Genomic DNA, 19,625 nt, shown 5'->3' on the forward strand with positions numbered 1-19,625 from the left:
TGATGTTTTATTTACTCGCACTAACGTTATATCAAGGATGAATAATGAAAATTACCCAGGCACTACTGCTATCAATCTTATTAAGTTTCACTGCACATGCCAGCATTGAAATGACGACGGTTGAACCAATACCAGGGCGGTTCTCTATGGATATTCCCAAAGGTTTCACTCGAATAGCCGATGATATGCTCAAATCAGAAGCTTCGTCAGAAGATGGACCTTCGATTGCCTATAGCAATGAATCTAATACGGTCAATATCATTATCACCCATCCCCAAATGCCTCTGGATGACGATAATATGGGATTAATGAAAAGTATTATGCTGATGGGTATGAGAAGTTACCAACCTCAGGCCAAAGAAGTAATGGTTGATAATAAAAAAGCCTACATTTTTGATTTCGTCACACATGATGAAAAAGTCGATACACAAAACATGATGCTCATGATCCCTTTCGACGGCAGGGCACTTCTTATCGTATTTAACATTTCAAAAGAAGAAAAAGAAAAATATATGGGAATCGGGAGATCTTCATTAATGTCACTACAGTTTAAATAGCACGTTAAGAGTATATAGTCTGTAAAAACAGAAAATCACCTGTTCTACAGACTCATAATTTACTCGCTACTGATTTCTTGCCGCTTTGGCCAACATCTTTTTCAGCACATGGGATACGGCAACAAAACCAAATGATGCAGTAACCATAGTAATTGCACCAAATCCTGAAGCACAATCCATTCTTTTCGGTCCTTCTGCGGTACTTTTTACCGCACACACGCTACCGTCAGCCTGCGGATAAACTAATTGCTCGGTTGAAAATACACAATCAATACCCAGCTTACCTTTGCCATTCTTCACTACACCAAAATCACTTTTCAAACGTTCACGAAGTTTAGCGGCTAATGGGTCTTGAATGGTTTTTGCCAAATCAGCTACCTGGATCTGTGTCGGATCGATCTGACCACCAGCCCCTCCGGTGGTCACTACCGGAATTTTATTGCGGCGACAGTAAGCCAGTAATGCGGCTTTAGGGCGAACGCTATCAATAGCATCAATAACATAGTCAAACTGCTTAGTCAGATATTCCGCCACGTTATCGGCAGTAATAAAATCATCAATACAGGTCACTTCACATTCCGGATTAATTTCCGCAATCCGTAGAGCCATCACTTCGCCTTTAGGTTGCCCTACCGTTTGACGCAATGCGTGAATTTGGCGGTTAGTATTGGTAACACAGACATCATCCATGTCAATCAAGGTGAGATGACCAATACCACTGCGAGCCAATGCTTCTGCTGCCCAGGAACCTACGCCACCAATACCAATTACACAAACATGAGCCTGTGAAAAAAGCGTCAACGCAGACTGCCCATACAGACGAGCAACACCGCTAAAACGTTGTAAATAGGCATCAGAATAGACCGCAGACATGGTGACCTCATATTGGGTATAGATTGGGTTGCCAGATAAACCGACCCGCAAACCAAAAACAGATTTGATAACGATATATATGCTACGGGGAGTAGGATATATCCCTACTCCCCGCCAGTAAGTTTAATGGATTTAGCAACAAGAGAAAAATAACCTGATGCTAAATTTTCCGTGATAATCGCTTAGTTCGATGCCGATGAAAGCGGTGAATCAGTCGGAGCGCTCAACACCCATACCCGACCATAGTGGTTATAAAAACCTGCGGCATGCCCGGCTTCATCACCAATCCCCTGATAAATATCAAAGTGATGGCCTTTAATCGCCCCACCGACATCCAGCGCAATCATCAGACGCATTTCATACTTACCGGTAAATTTGCCATTATTATCCAGCAAAGGAACCTCAGCCAGAATAGTGGTACCCGGTGGAATCAATGTTTTATCCGAAGCTACCGATGCTTTGGCAATTAATGGAACCGCACTTGCCCCTTTCACCGGAGCAGAATGTCTTGGCTTAAAGAACACAAATGAAGGGTTCTGCTCTAACAACTCCCTGACTTCCGCTTCACTATGCTGCTCGGTCCAACGTTTGATGGCCTGCATAGACATCTCTTCACGGGGTACTTCATTACGGTCTATCAGTACCTTACCAATGCTATTATAAGCACGCCCGTTTTTACCCGAATAAGCAAAGAATACCAGAGGTGTGCCATCGCCGAAATCAATGTAGGCACTGCCCTGCACTTCCATCATGAAGTTATCCACTAATGAATTGCTGTAGGCCAATTCCAGATTTAAACCATCCAGCGCACCGGCATAGATACCAGCACGATCGGGTAAGCGACGCATTTTTTTACTTTTCTTTGGCATCGAGTATAGCGGGTATTTAAACTCGCCCTGACGAGTATGACGGGCATGGATTACTGGCGTGTAATAACCGGTAAACTGAACGTTTCCATAGTTATCCACCCCTTCCATTTGATAAGCGCCAAGTTTGAACTGGGATAACTGAGGGCCTTCTGCACCAGAAACCATCCACTGGAAAATGGCCTGATAAGTATCGCGATGTTTGTTATATAACGACGGAGAAACCTGACTAATTTCATAAACCTGTTGTGCAAAGTCTTTGCCATTAACCGGTTTATTTTTAGCATTTGGATTATTGACTAAACCAAATGTATGACTCAACTTACCATCTTTATATTGCTGTCCACGATCGGTCGGCCGTGACTCACATCCTGCGAGTAACGCAATAACGACACCACCCAGTATAAATTTTACCCAACGTCCTTTCATTATATCGCCGCCTACCTTTGATTAACCGCTGATCTGTTGCTGTCGAACAATATCAAAGCCATCAGTATAAAGGAAAGCACTCATAAAAAAAGTGACGATAACTAAATGATGAAAAGTTAATCAATCGTAAAATTCAAACCTACTTTTTTGTTATTTTAAAGAAAAATAGCTTGCAACCTGAACCACAGAGAGTATTATGCGCCTCCTACGGACGCGGGGTGGAGCAGCCTGGTAGCTCGTCGGGCTCATAACCCGAAGGTCGTCAGTTCAAATCTGGCCCCCGCAACCAACTTAATACTATGCCAAGGTATTAAGGCAGAAACATCTTCTGTTGTAGTATCAAGTCTTTTTCGGACGCGGGGTGGAGCAGCCCGGTAGCTCGTCGGGCTCATAACCCGAAGGTCGTCAGTTCAAATCTGGCCCCCGCAACCAATCCGAATCGTTAATATCCTTACTATCCCTTTCAGCTCTTATTTTCTCACTATCCTTATATTCACTTTCTCTGTGCTACGCTTAAATTCAATCTGTTTGAATTTTGGTTGTTTATACGGGTAACTTAATCAATGAAAATGTCCCCATTCGCTTTTAGCCTGACGGACTGGAGCAATGTAGAAAAAACTGAACATCAGGGCGAAACCGGTACAGCCTGGTGGCAAACTCGTTTTTTTGGTGAAGAGCAAAATAAAATTCGTGTGCGTATGGTTGAGTATTCTGCTGAATATCTTGCCGATCACTGGTGCAGTAAAGGACACGTATTATTCTGTCTGGAGGGGGAGCTGGAAACGACTCTCGATGATGGACGTAAGTTCGTGCTAACGCCGGGAGTAAGCTATCAGGTTGGTGATAATGCTGAAGCACACCAGTCCTATACTAAAACCGGTGCCCGCCTGCTGATTGTTGATTAATATTTAATTGTTGAGAAATAGGCCTTAATACCGGCAAAAACCGACTCAGCGATCTGCTGCTGGAATTTTGCCGTTTTCAGCTTGCGCTCTTCTTCCAGATTGGAGATAAACGCAGTCTCAATCAGAATTGATGGAATATCCGGTGCCTTAAGCACGGCAAATCCCGCTTGCTCAATTTTATTCTTATGCAGCTTGTTTACTCGTCCCATCCGGGTCAGCACCTCTTTACCAAATTTAAGGCTACTGTTGATGGTGGCAGTCTGCACCAGATCAAAAATCGTGTGGTCGAGATAACGGTCACCGCTTTTACTCACTCCACCTATCTGATCCGCCTCATTCTGAGTTTGTGCCAGATATTTAGCCGCATTACTGGTTGCTCCTTTGGTTGACAAAGCAAACACTGAAGAACCATTAGCTGAACGGTTGGTAAAAGCATCAGCGTGAATCGAAATAAACAGATCTGCCTTTTGTGCCTGAGCTTTTGCTACCCGCACTTTCAACGGAATAAACACGTCTTCATTGCGAGTCATATAGACCTTCATTCCCGGTTCTTTTTGAATCAGGGTACGTAAACGGCGTGCAATTTGCAGCACGATATTCTTCTCTTTGGTGCCTCGTTTGCCGATAGCGCCAGGGTCCTCTCCACCGTGTCCCGGATCGAGCATGATAACCAGAGGGCGGTCTCGCCCCGCTTTCCCTGCCTGCGGAGCAGCAGCTGGCTGATCTTTTTCCAACTCGCCCAAATTATACTCTTTCAGCAATGCCAGCAGCGGATCGTCCGGTTCTGAAGATCCACCGTTAGCCGGATACAGATCAACCACCAGACGGTTTTTAAACTCGGCAATCGGTTTTAAGGTAAACAGATTAGGATTAATATTTTGCTTTAATTCCAGCACCAACCGAACGGTATTGGGATCATGTTGCCCTACTCGTGCCAGTTTCAGGTAAGGATCGTTATTTTGTACCTGACCAGAAACTGCTTTTAACACACTGTTTAAATGGACATTCTCAATATCAATCACCAAACGATTGGGATTGGATAACGCAAACTGCTTATATTTTAATGGAACCGTCGATTCCAGCGTTACCCGCGTATAGGTCGAAGAAGGCCATACGCGCACAGCAACAACGCTGGCCGCAGAGGCAGCAATGCCAACGCCACTTACACTCAATAACCACGTCGCAGCGGCTCCCTGCAACAAACGGCGGCGTAAATAATTGGGCTTAGAGCTAGACATGATTCTCCGAAATAAAACAAACGACTGTTGTACCGATAAAATAAAGCTGGCGTAAAACTCTACCGAAGTGAAGCTGCTCTGTCACGTTTTACATGCGTGTTATCTGCTTGTGAGCATAACTTTGATATGAAAATACGTGAAAATAAGCACATAATGCTTAAACTCGCCGAAGACTAATCAATTTTATTCAGTTCGTCTATTGAATAATCACTCACTAAATCGCTTTTGACTGAATTTTCTACTTGCCAGAACACACCAAATAGAATAAAAATACAAAAATTACGAATTATTATGCATTGAGGTTAATCATGAAGGAGCGCAGTACTGAATTGGTTGAAGGCTTTCGCCATTCGGTTCCTTACATAAATGCCCACCGAGGGAAGACCTTTGTCATCATGTTAGGTGGCGAGGCCATTGAGCATGATAATTTTGGCAATATCATCAGTGATATCGGTTTGCTCCATAGTCTGGGGATTCAACTGGTGGTGGTCTATGGTGCCCGTCCGCAAATCGATGCCAACCTGGCGGTACACAATAAACCTTCGGTTTATCACAAACACACCAGAGTAACCGATGCAGAATCACTGGAGCTGGTAAAACAGGCCGCCGGCCGTCTTCAGTTAGATATCACTGCTCGCCTTTCTATGAGTCTGAATAATACTCCATTACAGGGTGCCCATATCAACGTCGTCAGCGGTAATTTTGTTATCTCCCAACCGTTAGGTGTAGATGATGGTATCGACTACTGCCATAGCGGACGCATACGCCGGATTGATGAAGAAGCTATTCAGCGCCAGTTAAGCAGTGGTGCTATCGTCCTGTTGGGACCCGTCGCGGTTTCTGTTACCGGAGAGAGTTTCAATCTCACTTCAGAAGAAGTGGCAACTCAGCTGGCCATCAAACTGAAAGCTGAGAAAATGATTGGTTTCTGCTCTTCCCAAGGGGTGGAAGACGAAAAGGGAAAAATCCTACCGGAACTGTTCCCTAATGATGCACAAACCTATCTGGATCAGCACGAATCCCAAGGGGATTACAACTCTGGGACCGTACGCTTCCTGCGGGGTGCCATCAAAGCCTGTCGTAGCGGCGTTCGCCGTTGCCACCTGATTAGCTATCAGGAAAGTGGTGCGTTGCTACAGGAGTTATTCTCTCGCGACGGTATTGGTACGCAAATCGTTATGGAGAGTGCGGAACAAGTGCGCCGGGCGACCATTCGCGATATTGGCGGTATTTTGGAGCTGATCCGCCCACTGGAACAACAAGGCATATTAGTTCGCCGCTCAAGAGAACAGTTAGAGATGGAAATCGATAAATTTACTATCATTGAACGGGATAATATGACCATTGCCTGTGCAGCGCTCTACCCTTTCCCGGAAGAGAAAATTGGAGAAATGGCCTGCGTTGCCGTTCATCCCAACTACCGCAGTTCATTACGCGGTGAAATATTGCTGGAGAAAATCAGCGGGCAAGCGCGCCTTATGGGGCTGGAAAAACTGTTTGTGCTTACAACCCACAGTATTCACTGGTTCCAGGAACGTGGGTTTATGCCAGCTGATATTGATGTTCTACCGATGAAAAAGCAGGCTTTATATAATTACCAGCGGCGATCTAAAATTTTGGTTACGCCAGTTTAAGTTTTGGTGGTTCTGTTTAGCTTTCCCCGATGGTCTGAAGCCATCGAGGAAAGCTTTTCATATTGCTGGCAAACTTATCTATTTCAATTTCAGTGAACATTCTGGCCGAAAGGACCACATGTCTGTTTCAGAATACATCCACTACACTTTTTATATAACCAATCAAACATTCATTTGATAATAATACTCATTTACATTGATGCTACACACCCATCTCAGGTACACTCTGCATAGTAACAAAGCTATCCCTCTGATTATCCTGACGAATAGAAAGGTTATATAATGAAAAAATCTTATCTCTGTTGGCTACTGCTACGCTAGCGGGCTGTGACCAGAAATCATCAACCAGTGATGCTATAACACCAGCGACTACTCAAGCTCCTGTGCAACCAATCGTTGAGCCAGAAACCAATACCATTAAGGTCGATCATCCACAGGGAACGACTGAAGTGCATAAAAATCCAAATAATGTTGTGACTTTTGATTTTGGTACGTTGGACACTTTAGATGCGTTGGGTGTAACTTCAATTCGTGCTCTGCCAACCAAAAGTATCCCGTCTTATTTGTCGAAGTATGCCAACAACAGCATGATTAATGCCGGTAATATGAAGCAGCCGGACCTGGAAGCTATTAAACAATTAAGTCCTGAACTGATTATTATCACTGGCCGTCAGGGAAAATCTTATGAATCGTTAAACCAAATAGCACCCACCCTGAACTTAAGCCTCAACAATAAACTCTATCTGGACTCATTTAAGAAAAATGTCCTGACCCTTGGGCAAATCTTTGGCAAAACTGAACAGGCAGAAAATGGCCTGGCTGTACTGGATAAGAAAATAGCTGAGTCCAGAAAGAAAGCCGAAGCCTCTGGTCAAAGTGCAATCGTGCTGGTGCACTACAATGGTAAACTTTCTGCTTCGGCGACTAATGGCTATGCCACCATTATTCATCAAGTGCTGGGGATTAAAAAAGCGGATATTAATCTGGGAGAAGAGCGCCAGGCCGGTACTCCGGATTACTTGCTGGAAAAAAATCCTGACATCATCTTTATTGTCGACCGCAATGAAGCTATTGGCGAAGGTAAAATAGACCGTAGCCTGATGGAAGATGAGAAAATTAAGCAAACTAATGCGTTTCGTAAAGGCAAAATTGTCTACCTTAAACCTGACTTATGGTATCTGTCCGGCGGTGGACTGGAGAGTTTAAGTTTACAAATAGACGAAGTGAATACTGCGATTCAATAATATTCACCAATGGCCGGTTAACACCGGCCATCATTATTTTTACCCTTGAACAACGAGTAAATCATTTCCCTGTAAACGTTCAGCTAACCCGCTATGACGTTCTGTTGGAGTAGCAATAGCCGATAGCAGAATATTCTCATTGGCAAACAGCGTCAGTTTCTGACGTGCTCTGGTAATTGCGGTATACACCAGTTCCCGACTAAGCAAAGGCGTAAAGGTATCCGGCAGTACCAGTACCGTATGGTCAAACTCCGAGCCCTGAGATTTATGTACTGTCATCACATAAGCGGTTTCACAATCAGGCAACCGACTTGGTTGTATTGCTTTTAACGAACCATCAGGAAGTTGAAAATAAACCCTCATCTCCCCCTCTGAGGTCATTAACGCGATACCAATATCTCCGTTATACAAACCCAGCGAGCTGTCATTGCGATTAATCATGACTGGACGTCCCGGATACCAGAGTCCGGTACTATCACCTGATTTGTTAATTAAGCGCTTACTTTGCAGCGCTTGTTCAATCCGAATATTTAGTCCTTCAACGCCAAAAGGCCCACTGCGTAATGCACACAACAAACGGAACTGGTTAAATTGCGCCAGAATATTCTGAGGCTGACCAGATTTAATCTGACTGAGATAGTCCCGGTAGCCATCAACGCATACGTCCAACAGATGTAAATAATCCTCTGGAGTTTTAACCGAAAACCAGCCTAAATCATCATAATCATGACTAAAACAACCAATAGCAGCTCGCCCTTCACCCTGATTAACCGCCAATGCCAATTGACCAATACCTGAGTGTTGGTGGAAACGATAGCTCTTCTTCAAAAGACATAAATTGTCTCTGACAGCTACCGCTTGCGGTAAATCCACTGGTGAAATATCAAAACCGGTCAGGCTTGATAGCTCACCGGCACGCTGTCGACTGTAGCCTTGTTCTGCAAATCGGCAAATATCCCCCAAAACTGCACCCGCCTCGACGGAAGCCAGTTGGTCCCGATCCCCGAGCAGAATCAGGCGAGCATGCTCAGGCAAAGCTTCTATCAAACGCGCCATCATCGGCAAGTCGACCATTGAAGCCTCGTCCACAATCAGCACATCAAGATGTAGAGGGTTATCTTTGTGATAGCGTAAACGACGACTGTTAGACTGAACCCCTAACAAACGATGAAGCGTGGAGGCCTCGTTTGGCATCTGCTGGCGCCAACTATCTGCCAGTTGTAATCCCTGAATCGCTTGTCCTAACGATTCGGTTAACCGTGCTGCGGCTTTTCCCGTTGGTGCCGACAGTGCGATACGTAAGCGCTTCTCCCCGGCAAGCTGCAACAGCACTGCCAGTAATCTTGCAACCGTTGTCGTTTTCCCGGTTCCCGGTCCGCCCGAAATAATCGAAACCTGACGGGTTACCGCAACCGCTGCTGCTACTTTTTGCCAGTTAATATCATCTGTAGAGGGTGGGAAATACTTGTCCAGTACGGGGCGCAAAACGTCAGTAGCCTGTTGTGTCAGGCTATCAGACATATCACTTTGGTGCAGGAAGAAGCTGGCAATTAAGCCTTCATCCCGCCACATTCGTTGCAGGTAGAGCCGATCATGCTGCAAAACCAGAGGTGCAGGTATATCGCCATTGGTAACTGCAGGTGCTGACTCCAACGCCAGTATTAAATCAGCAAACTGTGGATTTCCAGCTTTGTGCCAAACTTCTGCTGCCAGCTCGGTATGCCGGCCATCAAACAGCGTCACCTGATTAAAATGGCGTAAAAACAGACATACATGACCCGCGCCAGTTTCAGCGCTCAAATTGGCAATGAGCAATGCCAGACAAGGGTTATCTCCGGCTAATAAACGGGCTAACTGGATATCCAGAGGTCTCAGGAGGGAAGCATCCACGGCTTTTTGCAACAAACTAAACATCAGGCGAGCTCCTCCTGACCGCTAAATAATCGATCTAATCCATCAACTAATGCCCATTCAGGTCGACAATGGAATACACCTTGTCCTGGCTTATCTCTCTCAATGCCACGCAGAAAAAGATAGAACACGCCGCCAAAATGGCGCTGATAATCGTAATCAGCAATGCGGTGACGTAAGTAACGGTGAAGTGCCAGCGAATAAAGCTGATACTGGAGATCGTAACGGTGATCGCACATGGCATCAGCCATTGCCTGAGAGGTATAGGATTCAGCGCTTTCCCCTAACCAGTTAGACTTATAATCCAACAGGTAATAGCGCCCCTGCCAGCAAAATACCAGGTCGATAAACCCTTTTAACATACCCTGAACCTGCCGGAAAACCAGCTCCGGGCAGCGGGCAGACAGTGGATCATAATGCTTAACCAAAGCGTCTAAACGTTCCGCCTGTAACAACGAGCTGATGGGTAAATAGAATTGGAGTTCGGCCTGACGCTCAGCGGCTGAAATATTCTTTAAGCATATCCCCTGCTCATCCAATGGCGAAGAGAGAATGGTCTCTAACCACTGTTGCAGAACAGGCGTCCAGTGGCTTTCCAGTCCTTGTAACTGCACTTTTTCGTTTAATTCATCACTGCCTATCGGCTGAGTAAAATCGAAACTCTCCAGCAGATCATGCAGAAATGTTCCCGGAGCAGCGCCTTTCGGAAAAGTATGAGGGGATAATAGCAGCTGTGAAGTTTCACCTCTTTCTCCCGCAGCATCGGTATCAAAGCGCGGTAATAAGTCATAGTGGTGGGAAGTTCCCTGCTGCTGTAAACCTGAATAACTGGTAACGCGCCAGCTGTTTTGTCGCTGACCGGTGAAAGTACGGGCTACCAGTAGCTCTGGCTGTAATTTATTATCTTGCCACAGCGCTGCATCCATCTCAGTAGCCGAATGAAGCTGAATGCCATCATGCTGTTCCAGCATCTGCAAAGCATCCGCTAAAAAAGCAGCATTACCGGGTTGTCCGCGCTGTAGTAAATATCCCATAGCACTACGATGTATATCAGAATTTCCCTGCCGCCGGTTTCCGGAATAAAGCGGCGTTACACCAATGCTGCAATGGTAGACAGAGCGAGTGAGCGCCACATAAAGCAGACGCAAATCTTCAGCCAGACGCTCTTCCTCAGCCAGAGTTAGCGAATCCTCACTTTGCTGTAAATCCAACATGGCCGAGAAAGTTTCACGATCGTGGTAAAGCGCCTGATTCTGCTGTCGGAAACCGCAAATAAAGGGCAACCAAACGAGTGGATACTCTAATCCTTTTGATTTATGGATGGTTACCACTCTCACCAGATTGCGATCGCTCTCCAATCTCAGTTGTTGGCTATCGGAACGATCGTTAGGCTGAGTAATCTGTTGTGCTAACCAACGTACCAGTGAGTGTTCACTCTCCAGCTTTAACGAGGCCTCTTGTAACAATTCACCAATGTGCATAATGTCAGTTAAGCGGCGTTCACCACCCAGCGTCACCAGCAGATTTTCTGCCAGTTGTCGTTGTGACATGACTTCTCGTAACATAGGCAATACGCCGCGTTTTAACCAAAGTTGGCGATAGCTGCTGAACTCTTCCACTAGCTGGTCCCATTCCCGCTCATCCCGATTGATATCGTCAATCTGGCGGGCATCCAGCCCCAGCAGGCTACTGGCTAAAGCACTGCGTAACGTTCTCTCTTTTTCCGGAGCCAAAACCGCCTGTAATAGCCACAGAACGTCTTTAGCTTCTGGTGTGGCAAACACACTCTCGCGGTTAGATAAATAGACAGAGGGTATCCCCAACGCGCTTAAAGCATCTCTTACCAGCGAAGCTTCTTTACCGGTGCGAACTAAAATAGCAATATCGGCCGCTGCTACTGGTTGACGCTGTGTAGCACTCACTAACCAGGCTCGCTGCTGCTGGCCCGCCGTTAACCACTCCCGAATCTGCACCGCACAACAACGAGCCATAAATTGCTGGTACTCATTCAGACCACAGCCTTCTCCCGGTTGTAGCCACAAAGAGACGGCAGGCTGGTTATCACCATCCAACTCAAAGCTCAGATGCTGATTTTTTTCTGCCGCATTAACCGGTATAAAAGGAATTTGCTGAAAAATAAAAGGAGCGGGCAATTGTTGAAACAGCTGATTAACTGAACCCACCATAGATGCAGAAGATCGCCAGTTCGTCTCCATCGTGTAGTGGTTGCTTACTTCATTTCTGGCCTGCATGTAGGTGAAAATATCTGCGCCACGAAAGGCATAAATCGCCTGTTTAGGGTCTCCTATCAGTAATAACCCGGTATCTTCGCGGCCACCATACAGCTTATGGAATATACGGTACTGCTGTGGGTCGGTATCCTGAAATTCATCAATCATCGCCACCGGATAGCGCTGCCTGATAGCCTGTGCCAGCGCTTCTGCTCCGGAGCGTTGTAAAGCAGAATCTAATCGACTCAACAGATCATCAAACCCCATTTCAGCACGCCGACGTTTCTCTTGTTGAACCGACAGGCGAACTTCACTTATGGCTTTTGACAAGATTAAATCGCGTAGAGTCAAAGGCTCAGAATAGATCAAATCAACAGCAGTAAACAAAGGGTCTACCGGCGCTTCACCCTTTTTGGTTTTTTCATACAGTACCGATTGACGAAAATTATTCAGCTCTTTTGGTAATGTATAATCCTGAGTCTCTTGCTCTGCCCATAAATTAACTTTTTGCAGCCAGTTAGGCAGATGTTTAGTGCTATAACTGCGTTTATCTACACCAGACTGACTGATTAATGATTCCAGCCCGGAAAATGCCTCTCGCCACTGCTGTTTTAATGCCTCGATGCGTTCAATAATCTGCTGATGCCTTAACAGAATATCGTCCTGAGACGGCGGCTGACGTAATTGCGGGGCTTCGCCTTGTAAATAAGGCATCACGTCCGCCAGTAAACGCTCCGGGCCGCTCCACTCGGTGCTTATCGCTTGTGCAACAGGTAAAGGTAAGGGGTAACAATGACGACGCCAGAAATCCGCTACCGCCTGACGCCTTAAAGGAAGCTCATCTTCAATTAGCGATTGCTCAAACAAAACGCCTGATTCAAAGGCATTATGGCTCAGCATACGCTGACAAAATCCGTGGATAGTATAAATTGCCGCTTCATCCATTTGGCGCTCAGCTGCCAATAACAGATCGCTTGCTTCTTCTTTGTCCGCTAACTCTGATAACAATTGCGACAGCAGCGGATCGCTGCTGTCATTACGAATACAGGCAATACGCAAGCGATGAATATTATCCCGGATACGGTTGCGTAGTTCTTCTGTTGCCGCTTCGGTAAAAGTTACGACCAGTATTTCCTCTACTGAAAGTTTACGAGAATAGGCCGCTTGCTGCCCCAAGCCCAGTAATAAACGCAGGTAAAGCACGGCAAGAGTATAGGTTTTTCCCGTTCCTGCCGATGCTTCAATCAAACGCTCCCCAAACAGGGGGAGCGTTAGTGGATCAAGCCTTAAAGGCTGTGTAACCGTCATTATCACTGAACCTTCACCGGTAAGGTTTTCTGTAGTGATGAAGCATCTTTATACACATCCCAACCTTTTAGTTCTGCATATTGGGTTTTCAGATCGCCCTGCCCCATGATTTGAGACAATACTGCCAGCCCTTTACGCTCCATCACTGCCTGTTGATAGAAGGTCTGAATATCCTGTTTGGTCAGCTTTTTCACCTGTTCCAATACTTTTTTACGCGTATCAAAGCGGTCATTACCACGGCTGAAATCATTAAGATAAAGAGCCGTCTCCTCATCCATGGTTTGTGGACGCTGTTCCAGTTCATTAACTAACGCCTGACGATACTGATTAAAATCTTTATCGCTGAGGGCCGAAAGTTTCTTATCTGCCATTTGATAGAAATTCAGATAACGCTCTTCCAAATGAGCCGGAGTCTGATTATTACTTTGCAATAAGAATCCAACCCCCCATTGGCGACCAACGGTCATTGGGAAAGCAAATACCGCATAGCCAAGCTGCTCTTCCGTTCTTAACTGATTATAAAACCACGGCTGAATAATCTGGGTTAACAGGCTGCTGCGCGCCATGCTATTCACTTCATCATAACCGTCAGGAATATACACCGCCGCCAGCGCCGAATCGGTACTGCTGCCTGCCTTCATCAGGTTAGCCTGCTGGGTTTTCTCTACCACTACATTCTGGCCATGCCACCAGCCGGAGCCCTGACAACCAAGCTGTTTACTAATGTTCAACGCCATAGTTTTCACCTGTTCCTGAGTCATATCACCCAGTACAAACATTTCCGGTGAACTGTTCGCCAGCAGTTGATTGCGGTATTGAATAATGTCATCAACGGTAATATCAGACATCAGCTTACGGCGTTCATCACGCTCAGTGTAAGGAACCTGAGAAATCGCTCTGACTGGTTGCAGCGCCAGCTCATAAGCCTTGCCTTTCTCTGCCGCCTCCATCTGATCGCGATACCACGATTTAGCCTGCTCCAGCTCTTCTGGCGTTACGGTAAAGCTGCGATATTGCTCCAGTAACGCACTAACCAGACGAGGTAAATGCTGGCTGAAACCTGATGCAGAAAACTGCAAACCATTATTGGCGGAAAAAGAGAAACTGATCCCCCCAACTGAAGCCTGATAGCTCAGTTGAGACAATGCCTGTTCAGACAAATAATCCGTTAAGGCAAACATCACCTGATTGCGAGCGCTGTCCTGCGCTTTCGCATTACGTAAAGCCAGCGTCACATTTACTTTCGGGTCATCGGCAAAGTATTTACTCGGGATATACCAGGCCCGATTATTGGCTTCGTTTAGCACCAACTGAGGTTGTTTAGCTTTATTTTCTGCCACCAGATTAAAATTATCCGGGATATACGGGTTCAGCGCCGGGAGACTCAGTGTGATTTGCTTCTCTGCTGCCTTCCAGAGTTCAATCTGTTCAGGTTTAATTCGATCGACCTGATAAGGTGCATCGACAAAATAGGCTGTCTTATTGTGAGGTTCATCCGGGCTAATAAACCATATACGAGCGGCTTCTGGTGTCATTTCATCCAGACGTGCTGCAATGGCTTTTGGATCGTATTTGTCCGCCAGATAATCAGAATCCAAAATATTTGGAATTGGAATATTCAGCATGGTGTCGGATAACCATTCGACGTAATCCATATCGCGGGTAATGGATGGATAGCGAAAATCCAGTTTTAACACATGGGCAATTTCATCAAAATAGTCTTTGCGAATACCTTCCTGACGAATCATTTTCAGATAATCAAACACTGCTGCAATCACCTTATCGCGATTAGCTTGTCCTTTATCCGTTAACGAAATACCGATACTGAATACGCCACCGTTGCGATCAACTACCGGGTTAACACCAGCACCAATACTATCTGCCAGACCCTGCTTGCGTAGCCAGTCCGATAGCGTATTCTCACTGCGGTTACCAATTAAATAACTTATGTAGGTATCGGTTTTACTACGAAACTCTGCCACATTGTTAGCAATACGAAACTCAATACGCAGCTGTTTACGAGGTTGTGCTGGCACATAGTGAATAATCAGCCCTTTCTCTTTTTCAGTGGCTGCTGGTACGGTAATCGCTGGAACCGTTGCGTTATGGTTGTTGATTCGACCATAAGTGTCGTTTGCCAGTTTGGCTAAATCAGCTAAAGACTGATTGCCATATAAAACCCCAACCATCAGATTGGCAGAATAATAACGTTGATAAAAAGCTTTCAGTTCATCCTGTAATTTACTGCCTGGCTTATCTTTTAGCGTTTCCAGATTACCACCGGAAAAACGTGAAGTTGGATGAGCGGGGTTTAGGGTTTCAGAACCCACTTGCCCAATACGCATGCCATCACGCGAACGGGCCATGGTTAACTCTGCATTTACTGCGTTACGCTCACGATCGGCATATACCGGATCCAATAAAGGTTCAGCAATAGCATCAGCCAGTCGATCAACCGCTGGTGCCAGGGCATCGTTTTCTACTTCAAGATAGAATGCCGTACGGTAAGACGCGGTGCTGGCGTTATGACTGCCGCCGTGTTTTTTAAGAAATTCAGAGATGCTATCCGGCTCCGGATAACGCTTTGAACCCATCAGAACCATATGTTCCAGATAGTGAGCCAGTCCCAACTGACTGTCAGGGTCTTCCAAAGAGCCTACCGGTAAAGCCAGAGCCGCCAGTGATTTGCTGGCCAGATTGTCGGATACCAGTAATACCGTCATGCCATTATCTAATTTAATTGCCTGATACTCGCGAGCATCTCCCGCACTTTTTTGTATTTCCTCAGGCAGTGGCTTCCAACCCTGAGCCGCAAATGTCAGAGGGGCCCAACAAGACAACATCAGTATGGTGCCTGCGATCCAGGCATGTAACTTACGCATTAAATTTCCTTCTGGAATGACCGAATAACAACCAATACAGACAATGGACAACATTACAGATCGTTGCACCTGCCCCACGCATCAGGCAAAACTTGCTCCTCTGCCCACCACGTCCAACTATGAATTGGACAGTCCGGTCGCTGAGGGTTCACTTTTTTAATCAGATTTTTCTAATCGATAATGCATTAACGTTAGTAAATAGAGCTGACTGTCGCTAATAATCTGTTGATAATGTTTGTCGTCTAATACTCTGAACAATCTCATCAGGTAAGGATCTTCTCCTTCACCACTAACCTGTGGGCCACCTTGCCACGTTTGAATCAGCTTCTGTCTGGCTTTTTGCTGTGTTGGCTCATCCCAAACGATTTGGCCAGCAGATACATCATAGCAACTTTCCAGCCAGGCCCATGCACTCTTTGGTAACAATAACAACGGTGAATTTAGCCCCTGTTGATACCCTTTAAGCCACTCAGAGAGATGCTTCTCTGCCTCTTCCACACTAAATGAGGCAAAACGCCACTCGGTTCCGTCCCGACCATACATTCGACTTTGGCCCTGACCGCCACTCATGCAGTAAACCAAATGCTCTAACCAAAGAGATATACCATCAGCCACCGTTAGTTTTGCTGGCCGCCAGCGTAACAAACCATCCTGTTGTACCTGATTTAACCAGCCGCTAACCGTAATACCATCGATCTGCTTTTCAAACTCAATATTGTCAAAAGGTAATTTTTGCTGTTTTACCCGTTCCGCTAATTCAGTCATATCCTGCATCTGCCCTTGCCAGAATAGTTCACCGAAAGCACCAAATGGCAGTGCACCCGCAGAGCGAAAACGGGCAAATAACTGTTCGGGATCCTTTTCTTCAATCAAACAGTTAAGCAATAGGGTATTAAGCTGATAGCGTTGCAAATTTTCTACTAAAAATGGTTCTTCATCCGGAAGCTCTGGCTCATCAAACGTAAAATTCACATTCAACCGTTGCTGAAAGAACGCTCGTACCGGGTTACGGTAAAAACGACGCAGTTCATCCAGTTCGACTTGCTCCAGAATAACTTCATCCAGCGGTTGTCCAAACTCACCATGAGCCACTCCCCGACGTTCTGCTGCCGGTAACCATTCACTGGCGTAACTTTGTTGTTCACTACCCTGAATAAAATTCTGTTCGCTAAACGGTACCCGGGCATGGTGACATAGCAGATGTTGATATACCGCCTCCGCGCTCTTCTCCAAATCGCTGGCTATATCTTCTGCCAGTACATGACTTTGAGCGATGTATTCCAGTAATTCTGTTACCAGAACGGAAGGATAGCGCGGGCTGTTATCCTGAATAGACTGACCAATGTAGCTGATATACAGTTTTTGCTGGGCTGACAACAAAGCCTCAAGAAACAGGTAACGGTCATCATCGCGCCGACTACGATCTCCTTTACGCGGTTGCACTGCCATCAGGTCAAAACCCAGTGGAGGTAATGTGCGTGGATAAACGCCATCATTCATCCCCAGCAGACATACCACCTTAAAAGGGATCGAGCGCATAGGCATCAGAGTACAAAAATTTATCGGGCCGGCTAAAAAGCGTTGGCTTATGCGTTCATTATCCAGTCGGGAAGCCAAATCATCTTTTAAAATGGTTAGTGGAATTTCCTGACTATAGTTAGCCTCCAGACCAAAACCAATTTGCTTTTGCCACTGTTGTTCAATCAACGCCAGTACCGGCTCAGTGTCTAAATCGGTAATGAAAAATGCTTCGGTCAGTTCATGGCAATATGGCAGCCACTCCGCCAGAGTGTGAGATTCCATCAGGCGCTTACGCCAGACAGACAGTTGCATCAAAAATTCAGCCAGCTGTCCTGCTAAAGCAGCAATAAGACCGCTGGATTCATCGTAGGGTAAAACGCCCTGATAGTCGCCACTCTGGCTATCCATTGCATAGCCTAATAGCATACGGGTCAAACCAAAGCGCCAGGTATGCTGACCTGTTGGTGGTAAGTCAAAATCGCTGACCATGTCATCATCCAGCCCCCAGCGAATACCCGCTTCTTCAACCCATTGTCTTAATACGCGCAACCCTTCTTCATCGATTTGAAAACGCTGGGCTAATGCAGGTACCTCCAGCAGCGTCAGAATATCTTCCGCACTAAAACGACTTTCAGGTAAGTCCAACAACATTAAAAATGCGCTGAGAACCGGATGCGCCTGACTGGCACTGCGGTCAGAAATAGCATAAGGCAAATAGCGATCTGTCGGAGCATTACCAAAAACCGCCTCAACGTATGGCGTGTAGTTATCGATATCCGCCACCATCACAATGATGTCCCGCAGCGTCAGAGTTGGATCATCATCCAGCATAGCCAATAACCGATCATACAGTACCTCAACTTCCCGCTGGGCACTGTGGCACACGTGAATACTGATAGAACGATCGTGAGGATCGAGCAACTGCTTATCCTGACTATTCAGTGGAGAGTTCGGACTGTTAATCACCAGAGCCCGATCTTCTAGCTGGAGAATATCTCGCTGAATCCGATGTAGTAGCCACTCCTGTTCAATATCAACAAAGGCATCAACCTCCTGCATTTTATCCAGTTGTGCCAGCAGATAGAGGTTATCGCGCCCAAGTTTGCCCCAACTGGCCAGAAGAGGATTACTCAGCTGCTGATTACCCTGCTCATCAAACAATGAATCGGCCAGCTCCGGATGACGAAATAGCGCAATATTCTGTTGATTATTTATCTTGTTGCGCTTGCGAGCCTGAAGTTTAGCCAGAAAGGCATAATCCTGAATGTCCCCCCAATAATAACGACAAGGATTGGTAAACATCAGGTGAATATCAATATGCTGTCCCAGAGCCTGCAAAGCCTGCAAATACACCGGAGGCAGCGCAGAAATCCCGCAAATAAATACTCTGGAGGGGAGTTTATCCGGTGAAAAGTCAGGATGATTAAGGGTATCAATAAAACGTTGATACAGGTTTGCCCGGTGCCAGCCTGGCTGTTGTAAAGCATGAGTATATTCGGACAGCGCTCGCCAGAGAGGAGCCTGCCAGATCTGGGCTTCATTTAAGCCATCTACCAGCTCATGTTGCTCCCAGCTACGCAACCATTCAGGTCGATAGACTAAGTACTGATCAAACAGGTCTGCAATACGCCCGGCTAACTGATGACGCTTACGCAGATCTTCGTCATCACTTAAATAGCGTGATAGTGCGCCAAATTCAGGTTGTTGCAGCATTGAAGGCAGCAACCACATTAACTTCCAGGTCATGGCATCTTTACTGAATGCACTCTCCTTCGGTATACCGGGTAAAACCTGTTGAAACATCTGCCAGATAAACGATGCCGGCAGCGGAAACTCTATATTTGCGGCAATACCTAACTCAGTTGCCAGTTCAATTCGCAACCACTGCGCCATACCGTGGCTCTGAACCAGAATAATCTCTCGTTCAAAGGGATTCGATAACGGTTTACCGGCAATCAACGCGGTCGTCAGCGTTTTTAACAGGTCAAGCTGGTTTGAGTGGTAAACCGTAAACATCCGGGCTCCT

The 19,625-nt window shown here is 46.1% G+C and carries 11 protein-coding genes and 2 tRNA genes; 6 read left to right on the forward strand and 7 right to left on the reverse strand.

What is annotated here, in order from left to right; genetic code table 11:
• The first annotated feature begins 44 nt into the window (after window positions 1-44).
• Window positions 45-557 (forward strand): hypothetical protein, encoded by a 513-nt coding sequence (locus GOL65_RS08615; protein ID WP_140920734.1) that lies wholly within the window; start codon window positions 45-47, stop codon window positions 555-557.
• A 66-nt stretch (window positions 558-623) separates the two neighbouring features.
• On the opposite strand, the gene tcdA is transcribed toward GOL65_RS08615, so the two are convergent.
• On the reverse strand, window positions 624-1,430 hold the full coding sequence (gene tcdA, locus GOL65_RS08620) for a tRNA cyclic N6-threonylcarbamoyladenosine(37) synthase TcdA (RefSeq protein ID WP_140920733.1): 807 nt from the start codon (window positions 1,428-1,430) through the stop codon (window positions 624-626).
• Window positions 1,431-1,612: 182 nt separating this feature from the next.
• Window positions 1,613-2,725: a murein transglycosylase A gene (mltA, locus tag GOL65_RS08625; RefSeq protein WP_140920732.1), complete on the reverse strand. Its 1,113-nt coding sequence runs from the start codon at window positions 2,723-2,725 to the stop codon at window positions 1,613-1,615.
• Between the two features lie 212 nt (window positions 2,726-2,937).
• On the opposite strand from mltA, the gene GOL65_RS08630 reads away from it, so the two are divergent.
• From GOL65_RS08630 to GOL65_RS08640, 3 genes are all read left to right on the forward strand, one after another.
• Window positions 2,938-3,014, forward strand: a tRNA-Met gene (locus GOL65_RS08630).
• Window positions 3,015-3,080: 66 nt separating this feature from the next.
• A tRNA-Met gene (locus GOL65_RS08635) sits at window positions 3,081-3,157 on the forward strand.
• Window positions 3,158-3,288: 131 nt separating this feature from the next.
• The gene (locus GOL65_RS08640; RefSeq protein WP_140920731.1) at window positions 3,289-3,630 is read left to right on the forward strand and encodes a DHCW motif cupin fold protein; all 342 of its coding nucleotides are present in this window, start codon (window positions 3,289-3,291) and stop codon (window positions 3,628-3,630) included.
• Here the strand turns inward: GOL65_RS08640 and amiC are convergent.
• Window positions 3,627-4,868: an N-acetylmuramoyl-L-alanine amidase AmiC gene (amiC, locus tag GOL65_RS08645; protein WP_140920730.1), complete on the reverse strand. Its 1,242-nt coding sequence runs from the start codon at window positions 4,866-4,868 to the stop codon at window positions 3,627-3,629. The two genes, GOL65_RS08640 and amiC, sit on opposite strands and share 4 nt — an antisense overlap.
• A 305-nt stretch (window positions 4,869-5,173) precedes the next feature.
• On the opposite strand from amiC, the gene argA reads away from it, so the two are divergent.
• Together argA and GOL65_RS08655 are read left to right on the forward strand one after the other, a co-directional pair.
• Window positions 5,174-6,502, forward strand: coding sequence for an amino-acid N-acetyltransferase (gene argA, locus GOL65_RS08650; RefSeq protein WP_179038379.1), 1,329 nt, complete (start codon window positions 5,174-5,176; stop codon window positions 6,500-6,502).
• A gap of 302 nt (window positions 6,503-6,804) precedes the next feature.
• Window positions 6,805-7,746, forward strand: coding sequence for a siderophore ABC transporter substrate-binding protein (locus GOL65_RS08655; protein WP_179038274.1), 942 nt, complete (start codon window positions 6,805-6,807; stop codon window positions 7,744-7,746).
• Window positions 7,747-7,785: 39 nt separating this feature from the next.
• Here GOL65_RS08655 and recD read toward each other — a convergent pair whose 3' ends face one another.
• From recD to recC, 4 genes are all read right to left on the reverse strand, one after another.
• Complete coding sequence (gene recD, locus GOL65_RS08660) at window positions 7,786-9,660, reverse strand: exodeoxyribonuclease V subunit alpha (RefSeq protein ID WP_140920727.1); 1,875 nt, start codon at window positions 9,658-9,660, stop codon at window positions 7,786-7,788.
• Complete coding sequence (recB, locus tag GOL65_RS08665; RefSeq protein ID WP_140920726.1) at window positions 9,660-13,196, reverse strand: exodeoxyribonuclease V subunit beta; 3,537 nt, start codon at window positions 13,194-13,196, stop codon at window positions 9,660-9,662. Before recB ends, recD begins: the two co-directional genes overlap by 1 nt.
• Before the next feature lie 2 nt (window positions 13,197-13,198).
• The gene (ptrA, locus tag GOL65_RS08670; RefSeq protein WP_140920725.1) at window positions 13,199-16,078 is read right to left on the reverse strand and encodes a pitrilysin; all 2,880 of its coding nucleotides are present in this window, start codon (window positions 16,076-16,078) and stop codon (window positions 13,199-13,201) included.
• Window positions 16,079-16,234: 156 nt separating this feature from the next.
• Window positions 16,235-19,615 carry an exodeoxyribonuclease V subunit gamma gene (gene recC / locus GOL65_RS08675; RefSeq protein WP_140920724.1) on the reverse strand — a complete coding sequence of 1,127 codons (3,381 nt, stop codon included), beginning with the start codon at window positions 19,613-19,615 and terminating at the stop codon, window positions 16,235-16,237.
• Window positions 19,616-19,625: the final 10 nt, after the last annotated feature.

Origin of the sequence: Limnobaculum xujianqingii (assembly GCF_013394855.1) — a bacterium.
Classification (GTDB): domain Bacteria; phylum Pseudomonadota; class Gammaproteobacteria; order Enterobacterales; family Enterobacteriaceae; genus Limnobaculum; species Limnobaculum xujianqingii.

What these genes read in the sequence shown, in the direction of transcription:
- GOL65_RS08615 (WP_140920734.1), top strand. Translation starts at nt 45, where the DNA reads ATGAAAATTACCCAGGCACTACTGCTATCAATCTTATTAAGTTTCACT.
- tcdA (WP_140920733.1), bottom strand. Translation starts at nt 1,430, where the DNA reads ATGTCTGCGGTCTATTCTGATGCCTATTTACAACGTTTTAGCGGTGTT.
- mltA (WP_140920732.1), bottom strand. Translation starts at nt 2,725, where the DNA reads ATGAAAGGACGTTGGGTAAAATTTATACTGGGTGGTGTCGTTATTGCG.
- GOL65_RS08640 (WP_140920731.1), top strand. Translation starts at nt 3,289, where the DNA reads ATGAAAATGTCCCCATTCGCTTTTAGCCTGACGGACTGGAGCAATGTA.
- amiC (WP_140920730.1), bottom strand. Translation starts at nt 4,868, where the DNA reads ATGTCTAGCTCTAAGCCCAATTATTTACGCCGCCGTTTGTTGCAGGGA.
- recD (WP_140920727.1), bottom strand. Translation starts at nt 9,660, where the DNA reads ATGTTTAGTTTGTTGCAAAAAGCCGTGGATGCTTCCCTCCTGAGACCT.
- recB (WP_140920726.1), bottom strand. Translation starts at nt 13,196, where the DNA reads ATGACGGTTACACAGCCTTTAAGGCTTGATCCACTAACGCTCCCCCTG.
- ptrA (WP_140920725.1), bottom strand. Translation starts at nt 16,078, where the DNA reads ATGCGTAAGTTACATGCCTGGATCGCAGGCACCATACTGATGTTGTCT.
- recC (WP_140920724.1), bottom strand. Translation starts at nt 19,615, where the DNA reads ATGTTTACGGTTTACCACTCAAACCAGCTTGACCTGTTAAAAACGCTG.